The 25,815-nt window shown below is 47.0% G+C and carries 13 protein-coding genes; 11 read left to right on the top strand and 2 right to left on the bottom strand.

The annotated features are described in order from the left end of the window. The first annotated feature begins 138 nt into the window (after positions 1 to 138). The 3 genes from MIC7113_RS29735 to MIC7113_RS29725 all read left to right on the top strand — a co-directional run bounded on the left by MIC7113_RS29735 (position 139) and on the right by MIC7113_RS29725 (position 5,601). The gene (locus MIC7113_RS29735) at positions 139 to 2,910 is read left to right on the top strand and encodes a two-partner secretion domain-containing protein (RefSeq protein WP_015185900.1); all 2,772 of its coding nucleotides are present in this window, start codon (positions 139 to 141) and stop codon (positions 2,908 to 2,910) included. Between the two features lie 102 nt (positions 2,911 to 3,012). Then, complete coding sequence (locus MIC7113_RS29730; protein WP_015185899.1) at positions 3,013 to 3,447, top strand: hypothetical protein; 435 nt, start codon at positions 3,013 to 3,015, stop codon at positions 3,445 to 3,447. 30 nt (positions 3,448 to 3,477) lie between these two features. Further along, positions 3,478 to 5,601, top strand: a complete 2,124-nt coding sequence (locus MIC7113_RS29725) for an nSTAND1 domain-containing NTPase (RefSeq protein WP_015185898.1) — start codon at positions 3,478 to 3,480, stop codon at positions 5,599 to 5,601. Here MIC7113_RS29725 and MIC7113_RS29720 read toward each other — a convergent pair. Continuing rightward, a complete protein-coding gene (locus MIC7113_RS29720; RefSeq protein ID WP_015185897.1) occupies positions 5,598 to 7,769 on the bottom strand; it encodes a S8 family serine peptidase in 2,172 nt (723 codons plus the stop codon). The two genes, MIC7113_RS29725 and MIC7113_RS29720, sit on opposite strands and share 4 nt — an antisense overlap. Positions 7,770 to 7,971: 202 nt before the next feature. Here MIC7113_RS29720 and MIC7113_RS29715 point away from each other — a divergent pair, with 202 nt between their 5' ends. From MIC7113_RS29715 to MIC7113_RS33985, 8 genes are all read left to right on the top strand, one after another. Continuing rightward, positions 7,972 to 10,626, top strand: coding sequence for a CHAT domain-containing protein (locus MIC7113_RS29715; RefSeq protein WP_015185896.1), 2,655 nt, complete (start codon positions 7,972 to 7,974; stop codon positions 10,624 to 10,626). 265 nt (positions 10,627 to 10,891) lie between these two features. Further along, positions 10,892 to 11,653 (top strand): DUF928 domain-containing protein, encoded by a 762-nt coding sequence (locus MIC7113_RS29710; RefSeq protein WP_015185895.1) that lies wholly within the window; start codon positions 10,892 to 10,894, stop codon positions 11,651 to 11,653. Positions 11,654 to 11,782: 129 nt separating this feature from the next. Beyond that, the gene (locus tag MIC7113_RS34330; RefSeq protein ID WP_015185894.1) at positions 11,783 to 14,794 is read left to right on the top strand and encodes a CHASE2 domain-containing protein; all 3,012 of its coding nucleotides are present in this window, start codon (positions 11,783 to 11,785) and stop codon (positions 14,792 to 14,794) included. Positions 14,795 to 14,862: 68 nt separating this feature from the next. After that, positions 14,863 to 15,441, top strand: a complete 579-nt coding sequence (locus MIC7113_RS29695) for a TIGR04376 family protein (RefSeq protein ID WP_015185893.1) — start codon at positions 14,863 to 14,865, stop codon at positions 15,439 to 15,441. Between the two features lie 236 nt (positions 15,442 to 15,677). Continuing rightward, on the top strand, positions 15,678 to 18,590 hold the full coding sequence (locus MIC7113_RS29690; protein WP_015185892.1) for a two-partner secretion domain-containing protein: 2,913 nt from the start codon (positions 15,678 to 15,680) through the stop codon (positions 18,588 to 18,590). An 83-nt stretch (positions 18,591 to 18,673) separates the two neighbouring features. Beyond that, a complete protein-coding gene (locus MIC7113_RS29685; protein WP_155898119.1) occupies positions 18,674 to 21,394 on the top strand; it encodes a CHAT domain-containing protein in 2,721 nt (906 codons plus the stop codon). Positions 21,395 to 21,675: 281 nt separating this feature from the next. After that, complete coding sequence (locus tag MIC7113_RS29680) at positions 21,676 to 22,434, top strand: DUF928 domain-containing protein (protein WP_015185890.1); 759 nt, start codon at positions 21,676 to 21,678, stop codon at positions 22,432 to 22,434. Positions 22,435 to 22,481: 47 nt separating this feature from the next. Then, positions 22,482 to 25,265, top strand: a complete 2,784-nt coding sequence (locus MIC7113_RS33985) for an adenylate/guanylate cyclase domain-containing protein (RefSeq protein WP_015185889.1) — start codon at positions 22,482 to 22,484, stop codon at positions 25,263 to 25,265. 32 nt (positions 25,266 to 25,297) lie between these two features. On the opposite strand, the gene MIC7113_RS29665 is transcribed toward MIC7113_RS33985, so the two are convergent. Next, entirely contained in the window at positions 25,298 to 25,645 is a 348-nt protein-coding gene (locus MIC7113_RS29665) for a hypothetical protein (protein ID WP_015185888.1), read from the bottom strand. Positions 25,646 to 25,815 lie beyond the last annotated feature (170 nt).

Genomic DNA, 25,815 nt, shown 5'->3' with positions numbered 1-25,815 from the left:
CGTCTTTCCCAGTGGGACGATCTGAATAAAACTATGGGTCAATAGGGAATCAGCACAGGTCTTCATTGTTCAGCCTTTTCAAGACCAGCCGTGTGACATCTACCTGGGCAAAGATAATAACCAAAAAACTAAAAAATTATGGGCTGTTTTTTAAGGCAATCACGCCATCGTGCCCTCTGGATCACTAGCAGTATTGGCTTGTGTTTGGTCACTACATCTAGCCTAGCCCAGTCCCAGATTGTACCAGATATCACGCTACCAAACAATACAGTTGTTACTCCTAACGGCAACACCAGCCTGATTGAGGGAGGGACTAGAGTCGGTAGCAATTTATTCCATAGCTTTCAAGACTTTTCTGTTCCCACAGGTTCAGAGGCTGTTTTTAACAACGCTTTAGATATTCAAAACATCTTCAGTCGCGTCACCGGAGGGAACATCTCTAATATTGATGGTACGCTGCGTTCTCAAGGCATAGCTAACCTATTTTTGATTAATCCTAAGGGCATTATTTTTGGCGCTAATGCTCAGTTAAATCTGGGTGGTTCTTTTATCGCTAGTACAGCTAATAGCGTCAAATTTTCTGATAGCAGTGAATTCAGCGCCACCAATCCCCAAGTTCCACCTTTGCTAACCATTAATGTCCCGATTGGCTTACAATTCGGGTCAAATCCAGGCAGTATTCTCAACCAATCTCAGGGTAGCAATAATGCCGGTCTTCAGGTGCCGCCCGGTCAAACGCTGGGGCTTGTGGGCGGTGATTTGAGCTTGAACACAGGAAACCTGACGGCATTCCAAGGACGGATTGAACTGGGTAGCGTCGCCAGTCCTGGTTTAGTTAGCCTGACGCCTACCGCAACCGGTTTGGTCTTGGGATATGAAGGTATCCAGACGTTTGGGAACATCGAACTATCTGGCGCGGCAGTCAATGCCAGTGGCTTAGGCGGGGGTACGATTCAATTGCGGGGAGGGCAAGTGTCCCTGACTCAAGGTTCTAGGCTGGTCGCTGATACCTTTGGTAATTTTAACGGTGGGGGTATCGACATACAGGCCAATCAGTTCCGAATGCAAGAGGGAGCCTTTGTGTCTACATCTACCTTTGGTTCGGGTGCGGCAGGAAATCTGACTGTCCGCGCTGATACGGTAGAACTGACCGGAACGACTCCTTTTGTCACATCGCAACAGCTACTGACAGGAACCTTTAACCCCCTCAGCCTTAGTGATGGTTTGTATAGCTTGAGCGTGGGTAGCGGCAAAGCTGGGGATATGACAATTGACGCGAGTCAGTTGAAAGTTCAAAACGGTGCCAACCTATTTACCCCAGCTTTGCTCAATGGCAATGGAGGAAATTTAACTTTTCGGGTTTCTGAGTTAGCCGAATTCAGCCATGGTACCCTCGTGTTTACAGGAACGGCTGGCACGGGCAATGCAGGCAATATAAACCTTACCGCTAAGCAGTTACGACTCTTAGATGGCTCCTCCCTGAGTACCACTCCAGGGCCTACCAGTACAGGTACAGGGGGCAGTATCACCGTAACGGCTAATACGGTAGAAATGAGGGGAACTCCCGCCGGAGTCGCGGTTCCTGGGGGCTTATTTACGACAGCGCTGGGTAAGGGCGATGCGGGTGATATCCGTGTTAGCACCCATCAGCTTGTGGTTGCCGACGGCACCCAAATTTCAACCTCGACGGCGGGGGCGGGGCGAGGCGGTGATTTGACTGTCACGGCTGATACAGTCGAACTCAGCGGTATATCGGCTGATGGTCGGTTTATAGGGGGGTTGCTCTCGTCTACCTCGCTGCTGACTGTACCAGGGCAACCTGGGAATTCTTCAGCAGGGAACTTAACGGTTACTTCGCGGCGATTGACGGTGCAAAACGGTGCCCAAATTTCAGGGGCAACGGGTAGTGGTGGAACCGCAGGAACATTAAATGTAAATGCGTCTGAGTCTGTTGATGTCAGCGGCTTTGCGACAGGTGTTGCTCCTTCTGTCGAAGCGGTTTCTTTCGGCATCATTGGTGATGGCATTGTGCCTAGCGCCATCGAAACGAATACCCGTGGTGCGGGAAAGGCAGGTGACTTGACGATTCAAACTGGGCGGTTAACGGTTCGGGATGGAGCAGAAATCGGTGTCAGAAGTACAGCTACAGGGTTACCGGGCGACCTGAACGTCAGGGCTGACTCTATCTTGCTGGACAATCAAGGACGGATGAGTGCAACCAGTATCTTAGGTCAAGGTGGGGATATTGACTTGCAAGTAAAACAAGATTTAGTGCTGCGTAACGGCAGTCAAATCTCCACTCAGGCTGGCACTGAGGATACAGGCGGTGGCAATGGGGGCAATATTACCATCAAGGCTGGTGTTTTAGCGCTTTTTGAGAAAAGCAGCATTAATGCCAATGCCTTCCAAGGCGCTGGCGGGAATATCCGCATTACAACTCAAGGAATTTTTGTGTCCCCCGATAGTTCGATTACAGCGAGTTCAACCTTGGGAGTCAATGGTGTGGTGGAAATTAACCAACTGGGTGCTGACCCCTCTCAGGGATTAGTGGAATTGCCGGTTGAGGTCGTTGATGTGACAGGGTTAGTTGCCACGGGATGCTCGGCTGACAGTGGGAGTAGCTTTGTTGTTACTGGACGAGGCGGTTTACCCGAAGACCCGACTCAGACGCTTAGAGGTCAGACCGTTTGGCGGGATTTACGCCCTCCAAGAAGGGTAGGGAGAGAAGATACCCAAAGGAAACGGCGAGACTTGGCAACGACTCATCCTCAATCGCCACTGGTTGAGGCGACGGGATGGGTGAGGAATGCCAAAGGTGAGGTAGAGTTGGTGGCTCACGCACCGGATGTTACTCCTCAAAATCCTTGGTCTAGACCCCCAGATTGCCAGACGTTTAACTCCCAACGGTAATTTGGTTGTTAAATAGGATTTTTCAGGAATACGACAAACGGCAGTTGTAGAAAATTATAAGTTGAGCAACGAAGAGAAATTTTGAGGGAGAGAATAGAGGATATGGATGTTATCGCGCTAACGGCTTTTTTGACTCCTTTTCTACCCTTTCTGATTAAGTTCGGTGAGAAATCAGCCGAAAGTGTTGCGACTAAATTTGGTGAAGATTCTTGGAACAAAGCGAAGAAAGTTTGGGGCAAGTTACAGCCAAAAGTTGAAGCCAAGGAAGATGCCAAGAGTGCGGTTAACTTAGTATCTACAGATCCAGAGGATGAAGATTATAGAAAGGTCTTTCAGAAGCAATTGAAGAAGTTATTCGACGAAGACCAAGAGTTAGCAGAAGCGATCGCTCAAATTATGCAGGAGAAATCTGAAGCAACTTCGGGCACACAAATTAATCAAACTATCCAAAATACTAAAGGACAGGTAACGGGGCAACAGACAGGTGGTAAGTCAATCGGTAATATTGATGCTATTCACGGTGATGTAAACCTGTAGGTGCCTGGAGAGATTAAAAGCGATCGCATTATGCCAACTCCTCCTGATTCTGAATCAGCTTTCCCTCCTGCACCCATTAACCGGATTAGCCAAGAGATAGACGAAACTCAGGGACAGATCATCGCCCAGATGATGGGTGGTTTAGCAATTGGTCACCTCACAGTTTACCTATCCCATGCTCAAACTGAAGCCAAATCGCCTCAACCTGATACTACAAACTTAAGGGATAATCCCTATCGAGGGTTGCTGGCATTTCGAGAAATCGATGGCGATCGCTTTTTTGGGCGCGAAACGCAAATCGAGCAACTGTGGGAGAAGTTCTGCCATCTTCATGAACACCAATCGACAGTCCGGGTACTGCCGATTTATGGGCCATCGGGTTCAGGAAAATCATCTCTGGCACGAGCAGGACTTATTCCAGCTTTGGGGAAAAAACCCTTGCCAGGTCGAGATCACGCTCGATTGGCGGTACTTGTACCCGGAACCCATCCTCTGGAAGCTTTAGCAACAGTGTTGGCGCGGATTGTCAAAAACGACTCAACACCAGTAGAAAAAGCACAGGAATTTGAACGAGTTCTCGCAACAAAGAGTGATGCAGGTAACTATGAGGGATTAAGGCGCATTGCCGATGTATTACCTGATATCGAGTTCTCTCCCTTGATTATTTTGGTGGATCAATTTGAAGAGGTTTATACCTATGCGTTTTCGTTAGAGAAGACTGAACGAGAGGCATTTATTGCTGAACGGGATGCGTTTATTGAGAATTTGCTTTGTGCGGCAGCAGAACCAACCAAACGGGTATCTGTTATTCTCACGCTACGAAGTGACTTTTTAGGGGACACTCAGCAACACCCACGCTTAAACAAACTCTTTTCAACTCAGGGGTTTCTGGTGCCGATTATGCAACCAGAGGAGCTAGAGATTGCCATTGCTAAACCCGCAGAACAGGCAGGAAATAAGTTAGATAAAGCGATCGTTAAGCTCTTGGTTGAGCAAACTCAGGGAAGAGAAGGTGCACTCCCTCTACTACAGTTTGCCCTAACCCGGATTTGGGAAGGCTTGCAAAACGGGGTCGATCCGGCAACAACCTTGCACAACATTGGTGGTGTAGGAGGTGCACTAGCGGGTGAAGCTCAACATCTGTATCAATCCTTGAGTGCTGATGATCAAGCGATCGCTCGTTGCATCTTTTTGGCACTGGTGCAATTGAATGAAGATAGCGGAGATACCCGTCGCCGTGCGGCGGTATCAGAACTAATCGCCAGCGACGGCGATGAAATCCGTGTCCGGTCAATTATCAATCTTTTTGCGGAACCTAGAGTTCGTTTCTTAGTTCGCTTCTCCGATAAACAATATGGCGAAATGATCGAAATGATCGAAGTCGCCCACGAAGCCCTGATCCGCAATTGGAAACAATTGAGAGATTGGCTCAAGGAATGTCGAGAAGCCCTGCGGAAAAAACGCAAAATTGAAGATGCCGCCGAAGAATGGAAGCACCATAAAAAATCTAAAGATTATCTGCTTCAGGGGCGATCGCTCCGTGATGCTAGGGAGTTTATGCAAGCTCACAACTCTGAAATTTCACTATCTGGATTAGCAAAAGAGTTTGTGAAAGCTAGTCGTAGAAAACAGCTACACGGATTTTTGAAAATTGCCATCATACCGTTTATGGGAACGCTCATTCCTATTCATTTTTTTCTTTTGATCTTAGCCCAGACAACTATCTATAGAGAGGATGCAAAATGTCAACAAAATCTTGAGATGTCTATATTGGTTTGGTACTTAGTTTTAACAGGACAGAAAGACCACCTAGAAGAGGCTAATTTTTGTAATGATAACTTGAGTGGGTTGAACCTAAGTGGCGCAACTTTATTTAGATCTAACTTTAGGTTATCTCAACTTGAAAATACTAATTTCCAAAAAGCTTTTCTTGTAAAAGCTAATTTTCAGGGAGCAAATTTGCGAGATGCTGATTTTAGTGAAGCCTCTCTGCAAGAAGCAGATTTTAAGGAGAGTATTTTGTACGGAACAGATATTAGAACAGCACAAAAAATCACTGATAATCAACTTGAGAGCTCGCTACTTTGTAAGACAAAAATTCCCGCTCAATCCAGGCTTAATCCCGATCGGGATTGTAAAAAATTAGGACTTTAGCAACTGTAGCACTTACCATTAGTACAGCATCTCTTTCCATTCTTACACTTACCACATGTCAATTCTATCTTGTCAAGTGATGAAGTCTCATCCCTGCTACTAGCATCAAACATAGCAATCTCAGAACCGCACTCTGATAAAGCCTCAGATGCCATTTTTCTGATATCTTTTCCCCCTTCACCAGTTAACAATAACGCTTCTGTTAAAACCCTAATTGCTAATTCTTGATGCCTACCAATTTTAATCAGTGCTTGAGCCGAAGATATATGTTCTTCTGTAATTTCCCATATCTTAATTTCACCTATTCCTATTTTAAACTTAACACGTTCTTCTTTGCTTAAACTACTACGTTGTGCTTTGGTTAAATTTTCATATTCTTCTTTTAACTTCTCATATTCTTCTTTTGTGTGAAAACAGCTATCTAATCTCTCTCGCAAAGAGAAAGCAATTTTTGTAATCGGTGAACGAGGAATGAAGTTATCCTCACTGATTATTAGTTCAACATCCTCTAGTCCATGCTCATCAATTGTTGCTTGTAATTCCTTTTCAAATTTCCAACGTAGTTCATCGAGTTTTTTTTGTAACTTAGGGAATTCAGAAGACATAGGTTTCCTCACTTTTGATGTTAGATAAATGTCTGAAAGATTTTGCTCTGTTCGTTCTGAAGATGCACAATCATCACAACAATTTTCGTTAGTGAATGCTTTCACCGCCCTTACCGCTTCATAAGCATCCGCTAACCCATAACCCGTTGCCAAATCCAGCCCTTCCCTTGCTCGATGACCCCCTGTATCTGGATTGCTAAACCCTTCAACCACATCACGAGCCGTTTGCTGCAAAATTTGCTTTACCCTCGCAGGAGACAAGCTCGGATCAACCTGTTTCATCAAAGCACAAATACCCGCTATCTGAGGTGCGGCTGCTGAAGTACCACTAAATGCGGCCCATCCATCAGAAGGAGACGTGCCATCACCATCACCCACAACAGATAGCACCCGATCGCGCCAACCATCAGGAGGAATCGGCAACATAATATAAGCCCCATCCGGAAGCTGCCCAACCAAACCACACAAATCTGGAACTCGTCGTCCCGGATAAACGGGGCTGATAAAGCTGCTGGCGTAATTGCTGGCTTCCAAACGACCTTTTAACGATCCCTCTAAATGTTTGTAAACTCCCCCAACTGCGATCGCATCTGGATGTTGGGCTGGAAAACCCCAGCTTCCATTCCCAGCTGCAAAAATAACGACAATCCCCTCACGAACTGCACGAGCAACAACAGCCGCTAACATTTTGTCTTGAGGAGACAGTTGACGGCTTCTCTGATCCGATCCCCAACTGCAAGAAATAATATCAGGTCGCTGTTCAATCGCTCGCTTCAAGGCCGCAACGGATGTAACGTTTTTGAGCTTACCTTCAAGTTCCATGTCAAACTTGATCATGGTTAGCTCAGCTTCAGGAGCGATGGCAAAAACATTAGCAGATTCCCCTGTACCATGACCGCTATCATCTCGATCAGGAGCGGTTGAACCGGGGGCAAGAACAACATTTACCTTATAGTTATGTTCTCTAAAAAATGGATGGGGATACCACCCAGAGTCAATCATGACAACCCGAACACCCTTGCCTGTGATGCCATTTTGGTGAACCCGAATTGCATTCAATCCTTGAGCCACATCATCGGGCACATTCAGATATTTCGCTGTTCTTTCTGGTGGTTCTGTTGTAGAACTAATCGGTCGAGTATAGTAAACAGGTTCGCTGAGCGCAATTCCATCTAATACCTCATCCCATCGGGTATCAGAGGTATCAATCTCCCCAAAGGGTTTGTCATCAACTGAATTGATAAATGTTGCCGTGCTTGGCTCACCCATTTCTTTGATTACAGGGCGTTCAATTGCCTCCAATCTTGTCTGAAACGATCGCTCATAAACCTCTCGCTCGGCAGCAATGCTGATCAATGCTTTTCCTACATCTAAAATTTCAAATCCTGCTGCCTCTAAGCGTTTTTTGGCTAATGTAACTAGGTTCGGTTCTGCCTGAAATTGAACCACGTTCTCGCTAGTGACGAGACTTGAAGAGCGCAACAACGATGCCCCAGTTGCTGAACGCACAACAGCCTCAGCGTAAACCTTAGAGGGGAACTCTGGCTGATTCTGCCTACTCATTCAGTGGATACATTCATAAAAAAGTTTGTGATACAAAACAGACGAATCTTACAAAATTATGGGAATTTCAGGACAATCATAGCAAAGGGATATGAATCACGCCCTAATGTCACGCGGAGTTGGCTGATAAGTTAACAATCATCCGGCTACTTGCTCAAAATAGGGTTAAAGGTTGGAAGATTGAACGTTGAAGGTTGAAGGCATGAAAAGACTGCGCCAATTTTCTCCAATACACAAGAGTGGGTCTATTGTGAGACGCTATATTTCACACTTTATCCTGGGACTGCTAACCCTGTTCCTAATTACAGCCGTTGTGCCTGTCGCTGCCCAGCGTTCTCCCATTACCTCCATCGAACAGCACACAACTCATGCTTCAACCCAACTCGCACAAGGCATAACTCTGTATGAGGCAGGGCAAATTGCAGATGCGGCTGCGGTTTGGCAACAGGCGGCTCAGGATTACGAAGTAAAAGGCGATCGCCTCAACCAAGCCCTCAGCCTGAACTATCTCTCGCTAGCTTATCAAGACTTAGGACAATGGCAAAAGGCACAGTCATCAATTTCCCAAAGCCTAGAGCTCATTCCCCCTAACAACCCCTTCACTCTTGCCCAAGTCCTCAATACCCAAGGCAGTCTTCAACTCGCCTTAGGAAAAGCCGAAGCCGCTCTCAATACCTGGAAACAAGCGGAACAGGCTTACAGAGCGGCTGGGGATGAAGTCGGAATGATTGGCACTCAAATTAACCAATCCCAAGCTCTGCAAACGTTAGGACTGTACCGACGGGCAAAAACGAACTTAGAGCAGATCAATCAAAAGCTACAAACTCAACCCGATTCCCTGCTGAAAGCCTCAGGACTGCGAAGTTTAGGGGTTGCCCTGCAAGTGGTGGGAGACTTACAACAATCCCAGGAAGTCTTAGAACAGAGTTTAGCGATTCAAGAGCGCCTGGATTCTGCCGGGGATACAAGCGCGACTCTGTTCAGTTTAGGGAATACGCGTCGAGCGTTACAAGATTATCCAAAAGCTACTGAACTCTATCAAAAAGCGGCTGAAAAAGCCACAAACCCACTCAGTCAACTAGAAGCGCAACTCAACCAACTGAGCCTGCTCGTCCAAACCGAACAGTGGCAAGCGGCGCAAGCTTTATTACCCACCATTCAGGCGAACCTCACCCAACTACCCCCTAGTCGTGCGGCTGTCTACGCTCAGGTGAATCTGGCTGAAAGCTTGATCAAATTGTCTGCGCTCACAGGTAAGGTTGAACGTGATCCAAAGGCTCTGCCATCTTCAACCGTTTTACCGGATATGGCTCAACTTTTAGCCAAAGCCGTCCAACAGGCAAGAATGCTGAAAGACTCCAGAGCTGAATCCTACGCCCTTGGGGAGTTGGCACATCTCTATGAATACACACAGAACTTTCCAGAAGCACAAAAACTGACTCAAGACGCTCTCAGTCTAGCTCAGGCGATTAATGCGTCGGATATTACCTATCGTTGGCAGTGGCAACTCGGTCGAATTCATAAACATCAAGGAGCACTTCAGGGCGGGTTAACCCAGCCGCACACCGTTCAAGCGCTTGCTGCGTACACCGAAGCCGTCAAGGCTTTACAATCCCTTCGCAGCGATTTGGTGGCGATTAATCCTGATGTGCAGTTTTCGTTCCGGGAGAGTGTGGAACCCATCTATCGTGAACTTGTGGAATTGCTCCTGCAATCTGTGCCTGAGCAAAATCCAGTTTCCAGGCAAGAAAACCTCAAACAAGCTCGCCAAGTGATTGAATCACTCCAGCTCGCTGAATTAGACAATTTCTTTCGGGAAGCCTGCTTGGATATTAAACCAGAGCAGATTGACCGGGTCGATCCCACGGCTGCCGTGATCTATCCGATTATTTTGCCAGATCGCTTTGCGGTTATCCTCTCGCTACCAGGGCAACCCTTGAGCTACTACCAAACTCAGTTACGCCAAAGTGAAGTCGAAGGCATTCTAGAGCAATTCTTACAATCTTTGAACCGATCCTTCTCTAGCAAACTGCGTTTGCGCTTTTCACAACAAGTTTATGACTGGCTAATTCGACCGGCTGAGGCTCGGTTAGCGGAAAGTGGCGTCAAAACTTTAGTCTTTGTCCTGGATGGTTCTCTGCGGAATGTACCCATGGCAGCCCTCCACGATGGAAAACAGTATCTCGTGGAGAAATATAGCATTGCCCTTAGCCAAGGGTTGCAGTTGTTGGAGTCGCGATCGCTTGCTCGCAATCGCCTCACCGCCTTAACCGGCGGACTGACTGAGGCTCGTCAAGGCTTTGCCGCCTTGCCAGGAGTCAAGTCTGAACTTAAGCAAATTTCTGCTGAGGTTCGTTCTGAGGTGCTGCTTAATCAGGAATTTACTCAGAAAAGTCTGGAAAAGAAAATTAGTGCACTACCGTTTCCCGTAATCCATCTTGCTACCCATGCTCAGTTTAGTTCTAAGGCCGAGGATACTTTTCTCCTCACTTGGGATGGTCGAATTCAGGTTAAGGATTTCGATCAATTATTGCAATCTAGACAGCAACAAAACCAGAACCCCATTGAATTACTGGTTCTGAGTGCTTGCCAAACGGCAGCAGGTGACAAGCGGGCAACCTTGGGATTAGCCGGATTAGCTGTGAGGTCTGGAGCACGTAGTACCTTAGCCACTCTATGGTCAGTCTCTGACGAATCCACCGCCGAATTCATGGCTGAATTTTATCGAGAGCTATTTCAAACTCAGGTGAGCAAAGCGGAGGCGGTTCGCCAGTCTCAGCTCATGTTGTTAAGAAATGCTAAATACGACCATCCTTATTACTGGGCACCTTTTGTTCTGGTTGGTAATTGGCTTTGATTTTCTTTCGTTGCTAAATGGCTAGGGGATGCTTTGGCTCTCAACTTAAGAAATTAAATCTCAAGTTAAGCAATTTATTGTCAAGTTAAGCGATTTATTGTCAAGTAAAATAATTGGATGTCAAATTAAAAAATACTCGTTAATTTCTTTCAACTGAATTTTACTCGAAGACATTCATTTTTGCCAGGATGTACAGATGACGAAAGTTGAAAAATATAATACCCTTAAGAATGCCTATATCTATCTTTAGGGAGAAGGCAAAATCATGGCTTGGCAAAATGAACGTCTATCTATAAAACTTTTTTCAGTCAGTTTATCTCTGAACATGATGTTGAGCGCTGGCTTAGCCATACAAGTACGGGCACAGTCCGCTTCAACAATACCTGGGCAAACCATTGTCAGTGTCACGTTTGAGCCTCTGAGGGACGGGAAACCAGATGATTCAGCAGGCGGGGCATCGCGTAATGGTGGGATATGTTCTCAAGATTCGCAAGTCTTAGGTCCGTCTGTTACTCCATTGAGACCGGCGACTTACTCAGAATTGACCATATCCGAGCATCCAACATTCTTTGTTTATGTGCCTCAAACGTCCGCCGGAAAGGCGCTGTTTGTGCTGAAAGATGACAATGAGGATTATTACTATCAAAAAATAATTCCCATGAGTCAAACAGCGGGTATTGTGAGCTTCAAACTTCCAGATGATGCCCCAAAAATTGAGGTGGGTAAGACGTATCAGTGGTCTTTTGTGATGATTTGTGGAGAGGCAATCCGACCGGATAATCCGACTGTAGAAGGTCGAATCCAGCGAATTGCACCGAACCCAGCTATGAGTCGTCAGCTCAAGACTTTGTCCCCAGTGGAACGTGCTGCCTTGTACGGAAAGAATGGAATTTGGTACGATACGCTGACCAGTCTCGCAGACCAGAGGCGATCGCAACCCAACGATTCAACCTTAGCCGCTACCTGGGAAAAGTTGTTAAAATCAGTGGGTCTGGAGGCGATCGCAACAAAGCCACTGTTACAATAGGCTTCTATTGTATTGGGTGCCAGATACCCGATCGCTAATGGCTCAAGGTAAAACCTCATTCAGAACGCCATCAGCATTTAGCAATCAGTAATCGGGGGTTTTCTTGTGTATTCTGGTTACCAATAATACATGTGGCTGAAGCTCAGGCAGCGAATTTGGAAATGGCGTGGGGTACTGATTACCGCCCCTACTGTAGCGGGAGTAATCATTGCTGCCAGCTCGACAGGACTATTTCAGCTTTTAGAATGGGTGACTCACGATCAGTTGGTGCGTCTGCGTCCCAAGGAAGCAATTGACCCTCGCATTGTCATTGTCACCATTGATGAGTCAGATCTGAATAAAATTGGCGTCGGGCAACTACCGGATACTGTTCTAGCTCGATTAATCGAGAAATTAAAAGCACAAAAGCCGATCGCTATTGGTCTAGATCTGTATCGAAATTTACCCGTGGAACCGGGTCATCAAGCGTTGGTTAAAGTGTTTAAGTCTACTCCCAACCTAATTGGCGTTGGGAAACTCGTTGGGGAAACAGTTCCTCCTCCGCCCACTTTAAGCCAGCTTGGTCAAATTGCAATTGCAGATTTAGTGTTAGATGCCGATGGCAAGGTGCGTCGCGGCTTATTAACCGTTACAGAACAGGGTAAAACCCAAGAAAGCTTAGGAACCAAGCTGGCTTTAATGTATCTGGAAAGCAAAGGTGTGAAACTCCAGGTGGTTGATGCCAAAAAACGGCATTATCAGTTAGGGCAAGCGATATTCAAGCCTTTTACAGGCAATGAGGCAAGTTATATTCGTGCCAATTCCGGTGGCTACCAAATTTTGTTGAACTATCGCGGTACCCAAGACAACTTCCGCACGATCTCGATGACAGATATTCTAGAAGACCGGATACCGCAAGACTGGGTGCGCGATTCCTCGGCGGGTGCTTTTGCCGGAAAGGTTGTGCTGATTGGGGCCGCAGGACAAAGTTCCAACGACTTTTTTTTGACTCCCTACAGTAGCCGATTCTTCACCTTCTTGCCCAGCTCAAAACGCAGCCCGAAACGAATGCCTGGTGTCGTGATTCATGCCAACTTAACCAGCCAGATTTTGAGTGCGGCTTTAGATGGGCGACCGTTAATTAAGAGTTGGACAGAACCCATCGAGTGGTTGTGGATTTTAGGCTGGTCGTTCACCGGGGCTACCGTCCGTTGGCTGCTACTTCAGAGAAGCCGATTTAAAAATAATGCCTATCATCGATGGATTATCCTGGGCATTGCCATTCTATCGCCCACCGGTCTTCTGTTGACAGTTACCTACGTCAGTTTTTTCGGCGGCTGGTGGATACCTGTGATCTCTCCATTTCTGGCTTTGGTCGGGTCTACCATTGCGATCGCAGGTTACCATCGCGTGGAATTGCAGCGGGAAAAGACTGACCTGGAACTGATATTGGAGACGACGACCGAGCACTACGATACCCTAACCACCGAGTTGCAAAATCAGGCAGAGGAAGCCGCCAGAGAAAGTGAGAGAAGGTTAGCTCAATTCCTAGAAGGTGTGTCGGTTGGAGTAGCCGTAATTGATGCGAATGGCAACCCTTATTTTGCCAATCAGAAAGCACAAGAATTACTCGGAAAAGGTGTTGTTGCGAATACAAGCATTGAGCAATTAGCAGAGGTTTATCAATACTTTATCGCGGGTACAAATCAAGTTTATCCAGTAGAGAAATTGCCCATTGTACGGGCGTTGAAAGGCGAACGAACCACTGCGGATGATATCGAAATCCATCGAGGAGATAAAAGTATTCCCATCGAAGCTTGGGGAACTCCAATTTATGATGAATCTGGCAATGTGGCTTATGCCGTCGTCGCCTTTCAGGACATCACAGAACGCAAACGAGCAGAAGAAGCCCGAAGACAGGCAGAAGAAAAGTACCGAAGTATCTTTGAAAATGCCCTTGAAGGTATCTTTCAAATGACACCGGATGGACGTTATCTCAGTGCGAATCCTGCCCTCGCCCAGCTTTTTGGCTACGACTCCCCGGAAGAGTTGATATCAACTCTCACTGAGATTGAGCATCAACTTTATGTTGAGCCGCATCGTTGTAGCGAATTCATCATCTTAATGCAACAAAAGGGTGCTGTATCTGGGTTCGAGTTTCAAGCCTATCGCAAAGATGGCAGCATGATCTGGGTGAGACAGAATGCTCGTACTGTACACCATGCCAATGGCTTATTGCTCTACTATCAGGGATTTGTTGAAGACATTACCGAACGTAAACGATCAGAAGCGGAGCGAGTTAAGTTTACCAATCAGCTCTATCAACTCAACCAAGCGAATGAACGTTTTGTGCCGCGTCAATTTCTCCAGTTGTTGAACAAAGAAAGCATTATTGATGTCCAATTAGGTGACCAAGTACAGCTCCACATGTCAGTTTTGTTTGCCGATATTCGGAACTTTACAACTTTGTCGGAAAAGATGACTCCGGAAGAAAATTTTCGATTTATCAATTCTTACTTGAGTCAAATGGAGCCAGCCATTATTGAAAATAACGGCTTTATTGATAAATATATTGGGGATGCGATTATGGCGCTGTTTAGCGGCAGTGCTGATGATGCGGTTAGAGCTGGAATTGACATGTTACATCGCCTGACAGAATATAATACAACCCGAACTAGTCCAGAACGTCTACCGATCCAAATCGGCATTGGCATCAACACGGGTTCTTTGATGCTGGGAACTGTCGGCGGCCCTAACCGCATGGATAGCACTGTGATTAGTGATGCGGTTAATTTAGCTTCTCGTATGGAAGGGCTGACGAAAGAGTATGGCGTGTCGATGCTGATTTCTCACCACACGTTTACTCATTTGCACCACCCTGTGATGTATGCTTTCCGCGTGATTGATCGGGTTCAGGTGAAAGGCAAATCAGAAAGGGTATCCGTATTTGAAATCTTTGAGGCTGATCCACCCAAACTCCGCGAGAGTAAGCTACTGACAAAAGCGACTTTTGAAAAGGGCTTATTTCTTTATACGAGACATGCGTTGAGGGAGGCGACACAACTGTTTGAAGCTTGTTTGGAACTTGCCCCTGAGGATAAAGTTGCTCAAATCTATCTGAAGCGCTGTCAGCATAGGGCGATCGCATCTCTCGCCGATTAACTGTATGCCCTAGCTCATTCTACGATTGATAACATAGTTGGACGTACCTGAGCGGAGGAAGGGAAACAGTGGGTTTATTTGATGATTTCAATCGGTTTCTGGAAGACCGACTAGAAGAGTTTCTCCGCAATAATCCTCATCTAGAGTTACAGGCACTTGAAGAGCAGCTGCGGGAGCAGGAAGAGGACTCACTAAGGCTGATTGCAGACTTGAAGCAGCAGCAAAAAAATTTGCAAGACGAAATTTTAGCGATCGCGCAAGACATCCAGCGCTGGCATGAGCGAGTCGAAAAAGCCCAGTCTCACGGCAGACAAGATTTAGCTCAAGCCGCTCAAGAGCGAGAAGCCGCCCTTTTGCGTCAAGGTAACCAGCGCTGGGGACAGATGGAAGGCGTCAAACAGCGAATTCAACAATCTCAGGAACTGATTCGTCAGATTCAAACCCGTCGGCAGGAAGTCCGCACCAAAGCCAAAGAGGTAGAAGCGGCGCGTGCGAGTTCTCAGGCTCAGAGCCAAGCAGAAACCTATGGTTGGAACCAAACTAGCAGCCGCCAGAGCTACAGCGGCCCAGATCCGTTAGATGATCAGTTTAGGCGCTGGGAATTGCAAGAAGAGTTAGACCAGATGAAGCGGAATCTGGGGCGCTGAGTTAGGGGCTAGTAGAGTGTCAAGTTTGATTTGATGGGTGTTTATCCCGTTTGTAGTAGGCGCTCAATTCGCTAAAGCGCTTACTACGAACCTATCAAAAATTGGTTGACAGACCAATAGTGTTAACATAGAAAGCTTAACTATTTATATCCCCTGAGGATATCAATAGTTAAGTAGGAATTATCGATGGGTTTGAGGTGAATCTACTGACTCCTCTGATCAATCTTGGACACCCCATGAACGTGCCCGTAACACGAACTCATTTTGGCGCGATCGTATTTATCACCTCTTTTTTGTTCGCTTCTACACTTTCAGTTCAAGCGCAAATTGTACCCGATCTCACTTTACCCAACAATTCTGTTGTTACCCCCAACGGCGGTACCCTAACGATTACTGGTGGCACACAAGCAGGAACTAACCTGTTTCACAGTTTTGAGCAGTTTTCGGTTCTGACTGGACAAACGGCTTACTTTAACCATGCCTTGAACGTGCAGAACATCGTGACACGAGTTACCGGAGGGCAGATTTCCAGCATTGATGGCTTAATTCAAGGGAACGGTAGTGCTAACTTGTTTTTGATCAATCCCAGTGGAATTAGCTTTGGATCGAATGCTCAGTTAAATCTTGGTGGCTCATTGCTCGCTTCAACAGCCAATAGCATCAAATTTGCAGATGGGAGTGAATTCAGTGCCACTAATCCCCAATCGCCTCCCCTACTCACAATTAACGTGCCGATTGGCTTGCAGTTTGGCTCAAATCCTGGCAGCATCATCAATCAATCAAAGGCTGTGGCACCGGGAAATCTGCAACCCCTACCTCCGCAAATTCCCGTTTCCAACAATGTTGGTTTAGCGGTAAACCCTGGTCAAACCTTAGCCCTAATTGGCGGTGATGTTCTACTTAATGGTGGCAATTTAACAGCCAATACTGGACAAATTCTTCTGGGTAGCGTGAAGAGTTCAGGTTTTGTCGGATTCATATCCACGCCATTCGGGCTGAGTTTAAACTATGACAACATTCAGAACTTTGGCAATATTCAACTATCCGATGGAGCACTCATCAACACCACTGGATTAGGGGGTGGCAAAGTCGATATTAGAGGTGGAAATGTCAGCCTCAACGGTTCGCGAATTTATGCACTGACTTTGGGAAATATTGACGGCAGGGGGATTGATATTAACGCCCAAACATTTCGGGCTGAAGGTGGAACGCAAATCTCTACGCTGACACGAGGAAACGGTGCGGCTGGTGCTGTCAATATCCGCGCTACCGATTCAGTAGAGCTGAACGGGATTGGTGTCGATCCCTATAGGTTGTTTGTCGGTAAGTATTTGCTATCTGGATCGGCAAACCCTTTTGACCCACAAGTTGTGCTGATTACTGGCACTACTAGCATGGGAAATGCCGGAAACATTGTGATCGATACGGAAAAACTTTTGATAGACAATGGAGCAGTATTAGCTAGCACCACGTTCAGTACTGGCAACGCCGGAAATATGACCATCCGTGCCAGGAATTTCGATCTAGTCGGTTCTGCGGTCAACAGCGGCACATTTGCGGGGAGTACGGGTACGGGAGGAGATATTACCTTTGCGGGAGAACGTTTAACTGTGAGTGATGGTGCTGCTCTAATCAGCATCTCCCGCGATCGAGGAGCATCAGGGGATATTAACATTAAAGCTTCTGAATCAGTCGAAGTGTTGCGTACTCCTGATGGCAGTCCTGTAGCCACCTTAATCGGCTCAACGGCAGGCGGTATCAATGGGCAAGCCGGAGACATTAATATCGACACCAAGCGGTTGAGAATCTCTGAAGGAGCCGGAATTAGTTTATCGAGTGGCTCGGTAATTGGCAACCAACCCTTGAATACCACTGGGGGGCCGGGAGGTAATTTAACACTTAGAGCGACTGAGTCAGTAACAATAGAGGGTATTTCTGGAGTTTTGGCGAACGGAAGTCGGGGGCCAAGTTTCATCTCCGCTGATGCCAACGCGGCGAATCGGGGTGGGAATATGAACATTTCTACACCTGTACTGACTCTCCGAAATGGGGGAGTGATTACAACAGCATCTTTAGGCAGAGGAGATGCAGGAAGTATCACAATTAATGCAGGGCGTGTAGAGGTAATTGGGAATGGGGGTCAAGGTGAATTTAACAGTCAAATTCAGACTTCTGTTGGGATTGCATCTCGCGTAATCAATCCTAATGCTACGGCGAACGGCGGTTCGTTGAATCTCAATGTCGGGCAATTGATTCTTCGCAATGGGGGAACGCTCAATCTGCAAGCGTTGGGTACAGGACAGGCGGGTAACATCAACGTAGTAGCAGATGCGATCGCGCTTGACAACCAAAGCAGCATTGACGGCAGAACGGCATCCGGTTTAGGCGCAAACATTAATCTGCAAGCATCAGAAATCCTCTTACGCCGTGGGAGTCGAATTAGTACTGATGCGGGTAATTCTAATGGCGGCAATATTACGATTAACACCAATACCTTAGTAGCAGTACCTAAAGAAGATAGCGACATTACAGCCAATGCTAAAGCCGGTTCTGGAGGTCGAATTCGTATTACCGCTCAAGGTATTTTTGGCACCCAGTTTCGAGATAAACTAACCCCCGAAAGTGACATTACTGCTACTTCTGACTTAGGCCCAGAATTTAATGGCACGGTACAAATCGATATTCGAGGCATTGACCCTAATCGTGGATTAGCCGAGTTACCCGAAACTCTTACGGATTCTAGCAATGAAATTGCTGAAACCTGTTCTGCTCAATCCAGAAACAACAGCTTTGTTGTCACTGGCAGAGGAGGATTGCCACCTGCTCCTAGTGAGGCGTTGAACTCTACCCCAGGTTGGATTGATTGGCGAGTATCCACTCCTAGAGACAGTGCCTCCTCACTAAAGCTCCGGGTGCCCACCCTTGGAACTCAGGAGACAAGGGAAACAGGGAGTACAGAAGACTTTTCCCGTGAGCAATCGGCAATCCAAAATCCAAAATCTAAAATTCAAAATCCCTTGGTTGAGGCTACGGGTTGGGTAAAGAATGCAGATGGGACTGTGGGATTAGTGGCTAATCCTTCTGCTGAAGTTTCTTCTAATAGCTATTACTCACAGAAGTGTCAGGTAAATCGCTATAGCAGCCAATGAAGTTATTTAGCCGATACCTATACAGAATAATTTTCAGAAACCTGTTGCTGGGATTCGTTTTCTGTGCGTTGTTAGGGTTCCTGATGGCTGTTGGTGTTCATGCAGCTACAAGTGAGCAGTCATCATTGGATGCCCGCAGAATGAATTCTGGGGCTATACAAACAAAACCCGCCTGCGCGGGTTTCAATCCGTTAGTCCATGTAGGCGAACTTCGTTTTAGTTTGTGTAGCCGCGAATTCTCTGAAGCTGTTGGCGAATTCGGAAAACCTAACCCCCCAGCCCCCTTCCCTATTAGGGAAGGGGGAGCTAGACTCCCCTCTCCTGTTAGGGGAGGGGCTGGGGGAGGGGTCAGACCCCTGAGCAATTCGCCACAGATTATTGCTCAAGCCGATAGCCAGCTCCAAAACGGACAAGCTTTCTACCAAGCAGGGCAATTTTTAGAGGCAGCAAATGTGTGGAAAACAGCCGCCTCTAGCTTTCAGTCCAAAGGAGATATCCTGAATCAAACATTGGTATCCAGTTATCTTGCCTTGGCTTACCAGCAACTTGGACAATTCCAGCAAGCCGAAGCAACAATGAGTCAGGCAGTGGCGTTGATAAGGAATCAAACACTACCCGAATCCAAATTTATCCTTGCCCAAATTATCAACAACCAAGGACAACTGCAATTTGCTCAGGGAAAGCCAGAAGCCGCCTTAGAAACGTGGAAACAATCACAAACTTATTATCAGGAATTGGGCGATCGCACGGGTGAAATCGGCACCCAACTTAACCAAGCCAGAGCATTGCAAGCGTTAGGCTTTTACCTCCGCGCCAGAACTAGCTTAGAACAGATTGAAGCATCTCTCAATAGCCAACCCGCCTCTCAGCTTAAACTTGCCGGACTGCTGAATCTGGGAAACGTCCTGCGCGTGGCTGGAGATTTCGATGCCTCCCAAAAAATCCTAGAGCAGGCTTTAGCAGCAGCGCAACAACTACAATCCATTTCGGATATTCAGGTTGCTTTGTTCAGTTTGGCTAATCTTGCTGAGGCTCAAAATCAGCCCGAAACGGCACTGAAATTTTACCAGCAGGCAGCGGCAGAAAATAGTCCAGTTAAATTACAAGCTCAAATCCATCAGCTAGAGCTTTTGATTAAACTCAATCGCCTTCGAGATGCCCAAAACTTGCTACCACTCATTCAATCTCAACTGGCGAATTCATCTCCCAGCCAAACTACAATTTACGCTCAAATTGAGTTAGCCGAATATCTATTTAAACTGAATCCGAAGGACGTTACCACTTCGGCTCAACTCCTGGCTACTGCCCAAAAGCAGGCAAAAATTTTAGGAAATCCCCGTGCCCAATCCTATGCTTTGGGACGATTGGGACAACTCTACTCAAAAACACAGCAATGGGAAGATGCTAAACGCCTCATCCAAGAAGCACTTCGCTTGGCACAAGCCATTCGTGCCTCGGAGATTGCCTATCAGTGGCAGTGGCAAATGGGGCAACTACTGGTTAAGACGGGCGCTCGAGTCGGAGCGATCGCATCTTACACCGAAGCCGTCAATACCCTGCAATCCTTGCGGCAAGACTTGGTTGCCGTTAACCAAGACGTTCAGTTTTCCTTTCGGGAACAGGTTGAACCCGTTTATCGGGAATTGGTGGATTTATTATTGCAATCCCCTCCAGGGGCTGGATCTGTAAGTCAAGCCAACCTGCAACAAGCACGCTCAACCATTGAAGCACTCCAACTGGCTGAAATTGCCAATTTCTTTAGAGAAGCCTGTTTGGACACTCAATCCCAATCGATTGATCGCATCGATCCAACGGCGGCTGTGGTTTATCCGATTATCTTGCGCGATCGCTTGGAGGTTATCCTCTCCTTACCTAATCAACCGCTGCGTAACTACACAACAAATCTGTCTCAAGAACAAGTGGAAGAGGCAATCAACCGAATGCGCCAATCCCTGAGACGCACCTCCTTTGCTCAAGAACGATTATCCGTCGCTCAAACTATCTATAGCTGGTTGGTGCAACCGGCGGCGGCTGATTTAACTCGCCAGTCGATTAAAACACTGGTGTTTGTCCTGGATGGTTCCTTGCGGAATGTACCCATGGCAGCGTTGCACGATGGGAAACAGTATTTGATTGAACAATATCGAATTGCGATCGCTCCCAGCTTAGAGTTATTAAATTCTCAGCCCCTTGCCCGTACTCAACAGAAAGCCCTGCTTGGCGGACTGAGCGATGGAAATCAAGCGTTCTCTGCTTTACCAGGGGTTAAGCAGGAAGTAAACGAAGTCAGCACGACTGTCCCAGCAACCATTCTGCTTGATCGAGAATTCACTACTAAAGCCCTACAAACCCAAGTCAATACGCAGCCATACTCTATCGTCCACCTGGCAACTCATGGTCAGTTTAGCTCCAAACCAGAGGAAACATTTATCCTGACTTGGGACGGACGGCTTGATGTGAAACAATTAAATACCTTGTTAGGCAACCGAGATTTAGCTAACTCGCCACCCCTTGAACTTTTGGTACTGAGTGCTTGTCAGACGGCAAAAGGTGATAAACGCGCAGCATTAGGACTCGCTGGGGTAGCTGTGCGATCGGGTGCTCGCAGTACTCTTGCTACCCTCTGGACTGTTAGCGATGAATCGACGGCGAAGTTTATGGAACAGTTTTACAAAGAACTGTTTACCCCAAACATTACCAGGGCTGAAGCTGTACGAGTCGCTCAACTGCATTTACTAAAAACACCCGAATCCGCACATCCTTACTTCTGGGCACCCTTTATTTTGGTTGGCAATTGGCTTTAGGGTTCAGTGAACGACTTCCAGGTAAAAAAGCGAAACATCATTTGATACCAAATCCGCCTTTTATCCCTTTTTTCTTCCTAGATAATCTCTCCTTTTTCCCTCTCCTTAAAGAATAACGGAGTTATGGACGTGGCGTTGATATGGCTCACCTCGTCTTCACAGTTTCCTCAGCTTTATAGCTGAGTTTTTAAGGAGAACGTCTCAAGCTTTTGGTGAATACGAAATCATCAAAATTATTTTCTAGTAATGTGCCAAACTAGAACTAGAATTTGTACAAAATTATGGCTACTTCTACATCCATCTTCCGACTGATATTGGTCTTATTGTCATTATCAGTAATCCTGACACCTCAAGTAACAACGAAGGTCTGGGCAGAGTCCAACGCTACAGCCCTGTTTGAACCGCCTCCAGGCAGAGACGCACCCCGTGGTGGTACGGCTGGGGGTGGATCGCGTCCGGCTGGAGAAGCTTGCTTGTCTCATCCATCGGCAAAGTCCAGTTCCTTAACGGCTCTGGTTCCTGGTCGTCACCTGGGTTTAACTCAGAGCGATCGCCCAAATTTCTTTGTTTATATACCGCAGACAACAGCCCAAACAGCAGAATTCAGCCTGTTTGACGAGCGGATGAACGGTATTTACCAAGTCAGTGTTCCCGTTTCTCAAGCGGGATTAGTTAGCATTAGCTTATTGGATACTGCACCGTCGCTAGTGAAGGATAAGCCCTACTACTGGACAGTTGCTCTGGTTTGTAATCCGAGCGATCGCACGGATGATTGGGTAGTCGGGGGTTGGATTGAACGCGCTGAACCGAGTGCGACCTTAAAGCAACAATTAGCGAATGCCACAGCAGTAGAACGGGTATCTATCTATGCCAAGCAAGGATTTTGGTACGAGGCGCTGAATACATTAGTGGAACTTCAACGCACCCAACCCAATCATCCAGTTATAGCTACCAGTTGGGCGGAATTAATGAAATCGGTGGGGCTAGAGCCGAAAGGATTCACTGTGCCCAATGCGATTGCCATCCAACCTATGGAATAACATTATTCCCCTCTGGATGTAGCACTGTAGCTAGAGGCCAACAATTGATGTGGACAAAGCTGAAAGCGCAATTTCTCCGGAGGCAGAGCATCGGGACGATTATTATCGGTGTGACGGGAGTTGTTTTAGCATTGCAATGGTCTGGAACGTTGCAATTGCTAGAATCTGCCGTTTTGGATCGATGGTTTCGCTTGCGTCCGTTAGAAACCGGGGAATCCCGTGTAATTATTGTCACCATTGACGAGCCAGATATTTCCCGATTGGGGCACTGGCCGATGTCAGATGCCACCTTAGCAACACTTCTGGAAAAGCTCAAACAGCAGCAACCGACTGCCATTGGACTGGACTTCTATCGCAATCTTCCAGTAGAACCCGGACATCAAGAATTACTTAAAGTATTTGCCTCTACCCCAAATCTAATTGGCATTAAAAAAGCACTTAGCAATGCTAGCAGTCCAGCCGTTGAGCCACCTCCCATTCTCCAAAATCGCGATCAAGTTGCCGCCAGCGACCTAGTACAGGATGCAGACGGTAAAGTTCGTCGCCACCTGTTATCCGTTCGGAATCGCCAGGGCAAAACTATCATGACTCTGGGAACTAAACTAGCTTTAGCCTATTTGGAAAGTAAAAACATTCAACCTGAAGTCAATGGTAAGGATAAAACCCTAATTCAGATGGGGAAAGCTAAGTTTCGACCGCTGCAAGAGAATGAAGGCGGTTACGTCCGCGCCGATGTAGGCGGCTATCAAATCCTGTCTAACTTTCACAAGACACGCGGGGGAGTCCCCAAAATTTCCATAACTGACGTTTTGGAAGACAGGATTCCTGCCAATCTGATGCGGGGGCGAATCGTACTGATTGGCACCGTCGCTGCAAGTCTGAATGATAACTTCTACACCCCTTACACAACCAACCCTCACACGTTTTGGTCAGGTGTCGAGCTGCACGCCGACCTCGCCAGTCAGATTTTAAGTGCAGCCCTGGATGGCAGGCAACTTCTCCGGGGCGTACCAGAACCGATAGAGTGGTTCTGGGTTTTCCTTTGGTCGAGTGTGGGCACGGCGTTAGGATGGAGAGTTCGTTCTCCCTGTTGGGTAGTTGTTGTTATCCTGGCTGCCGGTGCTAGTCTCATGGGGAGCGCCTACCTATTCTTTCTTGGGGGTTGGTGGGTGAGTGCCGTGTCGCCCTTCCTATCTCTCGTCAGTGCGGGGCTGGTGAGTCGCGGTTTCGTACTCTGGAGGCAGCTACAACTCTCTCACCAGGAGTTAAAAGACTATGCCCAAACCCTGGAAGCGAAAGTCCAAGAACGTACCCAGGAACTAGGGGAAAAAGAACTGTTTTTACGCAACATTTACGACGGGGTGGCGGAGTCCATCTTTGTCGTAGACGTTTTAGAAGATGGCGAATTTCAGTATGTTGGAATGAATCCTGCCCATGAACACTTAGCAGGCATTCAGTCAAGCGAGTTACAAGGCAAGACTCCCGAACAATTGTTTCCTCCCGATGCAGCGGCAATTGTGCGGCAGCAATACCAGACTTGCATTGAAGCTGGAGAAACGATTAGTTACGAGGAGTGCTTACCCTTCCAGGGACAACAAACTTGGTGGTTTACTAATCTAACTCCACTGCGGGACAAGCAAGAGCGTATTTATCGCATTATTGGTAGCAGCATTAATATTACAGAGCGCAAGCAGGCAGAAGCAGCACTACAGCAAGCCGAGGAGAAATATCGCAGCATCTTTGAGAACGCTGATGAAGGTTTGTTCCAGACGACACCTGATGGACGATATCTCAGTGCTAATCCAGCGCTGGCGAGAATTTACGGCTACTCCGACGCTGAAGAACTGATAGCTTGTTTGAAGAATATCAACCAGCAACTTTACGTTGACAAGGTTCGTCGAGCCAAATTTTTGGCTCTCCTGCAAGCCCAGGATCGGGTGTCGAATTTTAAGTCTCAAGTTTATCGTAAGGACGGTAGCATCATTTGGGTTGTGGAGAATGCCCGCATTGTGCGTAATGCTCAAGGGGAGCCGCTCTACTACGAAGGCAGCGTTGTGGATATCACGGTGCGAAAGGTTTGGGAAGAAGCCCTGCTTTATCAACAACAATGCACTGATGATTTGCTGTATAATATTCTACCCGTGCCAATTGCTCAGCGGCTGAAACTGCAAGAAAGCATCATCGCCGATAGTTTTGACGAAGTCACCGTTTTATTTGCTGACTTGGTTAACTTTACAGAACTTTCCGCTCAGATTTCTGCCACAACACTAGTGGATTTGCTGAACAAGATCTTTTCCGTGTTCGATCGCCTAACTCAGAAACACGGTTTAGAGAAAATCAAGACGATTGGAGATGCCTATATGGTTGTGGGTGGTCTCCCGACACCCAGACCTGATCATGCCGAGGCTGTTGTCGAGATGGCACTAGACATGCAACAGGAAATCACTCGCTTTAAGCGACATGATGGCAAACCCTTCCATCTTCGCATCGGCATCAACACAGGATCTGTGGTGGCAGGAGTGATTGGCACGAAAAAGTTTGCTTATGACTTGTGGGGCGATACTGTGAATGTGGCGTCCCGGATGGAATCACAAGGAGCAGCAGGAGGGATTCAAGTCACGGCTGCCACTTATGAGCTGTTGAAGGACAAGTATGTTTTTGAACAACGGGATGCGATCCTAGTCAAGGGTAAAGGGGAAATGATTACCTATTGGCTTATCGGGAAAAAGGGGGCGCATCCCGTTTCTGTAAAAATACGTTCGGGTTTGTGGGTGAGCTCAGAAGTAAAGGAGTTCTCAGAGCAGAGGAACCCTCGGAGCATTGAGAGATAAACTTTCCTCACCCTTTTTTAAACGCTGGAGTGTCAAATGCTTGAACTCTTCTCGTTCTTGACCGCTTCTGGAGTACGGCGGATGGTGAAGGAGATTTCGCGAGTGGCTTGAGGCAGGGACTTCGCGGAGGAAGGATTTAGACTAGACCCGTTGGATATATGGGTAAACTTATCATTCAATGCTGTCTGTACTGGCTGCATCTGGGATTGAGCAAACGGCGACTGAAAAGACCAGCCTGCGTATTTACCATAGTTGGAGGCGATCGCTAACATAGCTCCAGCCAAAATAAAGACAGGAAGCGGTAACGTGAAGTTTTTCATCCACTGGTAAAGTTCCACCATCCCAAACACAACCAGAACGCTCGTAATCCACACTCGCATAACGCTAGTCCTCGTCCTATCCAACTTTATCTATAACAATTACCAAATTTATCCCCAGCTCCTCAGCTACCTTAACAGTTAAATGAAATACGTCAAAGACATTACTCCTGTCTATCAAAATAAAGCGCGAGAGGCAACATTAGCCCCTCGCGAACTGCAAAATTCTAATA

The sequence above is a fragment of the Allocoleopsis franciscana PCC 7113 genome (assembly GCF_000317515.1).
Lineage (GTDB): Bacteria > Cyanobacteriota > Cyanobacteriia > Cyanobacteriales > Coleofasciculaceae > Allocoleopsis > Allocoleopsis franciscana.
This window is presented reverse-complemented; position numbering and strand designations above follow the sequence as displayed.

What these genes read in the sequence shown, in the direction of transcription:
- MIC7113_RS29735 (WP_015185900.1), top strand. Translation starts at nt 139, where the DNA reads ATGGGCTGTTTTTTAAGGCAATCACGCCATCGTGCCCTCTGGATCACT.
- MIC7113_RS29730 (WP_015185899.1), top strand. Translation starts at nt 3,013, where the DNA reads ATGGATGTTATCGCGCTAACGGCTTTTTTGACTCCTTTTCTACCCTTT.
- MIC7113_RS29725 (WP_015185898.1), top strand. Translation starts at nt 3,478, where the DNA reads ATGCCAACTCCTCCTGATTCTGAATCAGCTTTCCCTCCTGCACCCATT.
- MIC7113_RS29720 (WP_015185897.1), bottom strand. Translation starts at nt 7,769, where the DNA reads ATGAGTAGGCAGAATCAGCCAGAGTTCCCCTCTAAGGTTTACGCTGAG.
- MIC7113_RS29715 (WP_015185896.1), top strand. Translation starts at nt 7,972, where the DNA reads ATGAAAAGACTGCGCCAATTTTCTCCAATACACAAGAGTGGGTCTATT.
- MIC7113_RS29710 (WP_015185895.1), top strand. Translation starts at nt 10,892, where the DNA reads ATGGCTTGGCAAAATGAACGTCTATCTATAAAACTTTTTTCAGTCAGT.
- MIC7113_RS34330 (WP_015185894.1), top strand. Translation starts at nt 11,783, where the DNA reads ATGTGGCTGAAGCTCAGGCAGCGAATTTGGAAATGGCGTGGGGTACTG.
- MIC7113_RS29690 (WP_015185892.1), top strand. Translation starts at nt 15,678, where the DNA reads ATGAACGTGCCCGTAACACGAACTCATTTTGGCGCGATCGTATTTATC.
- MIC7113_RS29685 (WP_155898119.1), top strand. Translation starts at nt 18,674, where the DNA reads ATGGCTGTTGGTGTTCATGCAGCTACAAGTGAGCAGTCATCATTGGAT.
- MIC7113_RS29680 (WP_015185890.1), top strand. Translation starts at nt 21,676, where the DNA reads ATGGCTACTTCTACATCCATCTTCCGACTGATATTGGTCTTATTGTCA.
- MIC7113_RS33985 (WP_015185889.1), top strand. Translation starts at nt 22,482, where the DNA reads ATGTGGACAAAGCTGAAAGCGCAATTTCTCCGGAGGCAGAGCATCGGG.
- MIC7113_RS29665 (WP_015185888.1), bottom strand. Translation starts at nt 25,645, where the DNA reads ATGCGAGTGTGGATTACGAGCGTTCTGGTTGTGTTTGGGATGGTGGAA.